Annotated in this window: 2 protein-coding genes; one reads left to right on the forward strand and one right to left on the reverse strand. The window is 73.0% G+C overall.

The features are described from left to right. The coding region (locus FOE67_RS25690) for a 3-hydroxyacyl-ACP dehydratase FabZ family protein (RefSeq protein WP_228474293.1) at positions 1-488 on the forward strand (488 nt) is incomplete at its 5' end. 67 nt (positions 489-555) lie between these two features. On the opposite strand, the gene FOE67_RS25695 is transcribed toward FOE67_RS25690, so the two are convergent. Then, complete coding sequence (locus FOE67_RS25695; RefSeq protein ID WP_182667213.1) at positions 556-1353, reverse strand: alpha/beta hydrolase family protein; 798 nt, start codon at positions 1351-1353, stop codon at positions 556-558. Positions 1354-1418: the final 65 nt, after the last annotated feature.

The following is a 1418-nucleotide window of genomic DNA, read 5'->3' on the forward strand; positions in this document are numbered from 1 at the left end:
CCCCCGGGTCCCCGGGTCCCGACTACACCGGGATCCTGGATCTGCTGCCGGTGCGTCACCCGATGCTCCTGGTGGACCGGGTGGAGGAGCTCGACCCCGGACGACGGATCACCACCGTCAAGGCGGTCTCCGGCTCGGAGCCCTGCTATCAGGGGATGGCCGAGGGCCTGCCCCCGTCGCGCTACGCCTACCCGCGAACCCTGATGCTGGAGTCCTTCGGCCAGTCCTCGGTGCTGCTGTGGTTGTCCACCGGCACCGCGCGGGGCGTGCCGGTGGCCGCGGCGTTCCGCGACTGCCGCTTCACCGGGGAGGTGCGCCCCGGTGCGGTGCTGCGCCACGTGGCCCGCATCGATCGGCTGATGGCCGACAACGTCTTCGTGTCCGGGGAGACCTGGGACGGCGACCGGTGCGTGATGACCGTCGGCACCCTCGTCGGTTCGAGTCGCCCCCGCGAACGGGTCGATCGGACCATGGCCGGTACGTCCTGACCCGCTCCCGCGCCGGACGGGCCCGCCCCCACCGTGACACGGTGGGGGCGGGCCCGTCCGGCGCGGGTCACAGGGGCGCGTACGCGCCGATGATCTCGTTGACCGCCTCGGCCACCCGCCTGCTGCGCAGGATGTCGGCGTGGTCGACGGGCACCGTGACGGACCGCTCGGCCGACGCGACCCACTCGGTGGGCTCGCGGGAGCTCACCGCGATCGCGGTGCGCCAGGCGGCGGCCGGATCGATCCGTCGCGCCGCGTTCAGGTAGGACACGAAGGACCGGAACACCGCGACGAACTCGTCGAGCAGCTCGGTGTCGAGCTCCTCCCGGGCGAACGCGGCGCCGGCCCGTTCCCCGAAGATCCGGCCGAGCTCCTCACCGTAGGCGGCGAAGTCCGCGGCCCCGGCCCGGGCCTCGGCGCCCTCCCGCTGCGCGGCGGCCACCTCCTCGGGGGAGAGGACCGAGGCGAACTGTTCCATCATGGCGGCGAAGTCGCGGTGGAGACTCGACGGGGAGGGCACCTCCGGGTCGAAGACCACGAGCCGGGGCGCCCCGGCCTGCAGGGCGGAGATCCGGGCGGCGAGTTCCCCGGCGAACAGGCCGCCGGCGCAGTAGCCGAGCACCGCCCGCACCGGACGGCCGGCGGCGGCGACCTCCTCGACCCACAGCGTGAGGTGGTCCCTTGCCGGCATCCCGGTCACGGCGGTGGGTTGCCTGGTCTCCCACACCGTGAACTCCGGTGCCAGGTGCGGGGCGAGGTCCGAGAAGCTCGAGTCGGGTCGCCCGGTGGTGGCGAAGTCGACGGCGAGAACCAGCTCGGCCTCCCGACCGGGGGCGAGCACTTTCCATCCGTTGGGCTGTGTCATCGGTGATCTGTCCACTCCGGTGGGCACGGGAAGAGCGCGGGAAGCTGTCTCTTATACACACCTGA

This window comes from Streptomyces calidiresistens (assembly GCF_014141525.1).
Classification (GTDB): Bacteria; Actinomycetota; Actinomycetes; order Streptomycetales; family Streptomycetaceae; genus Streptomyces; species Streptomyces calidiresistens.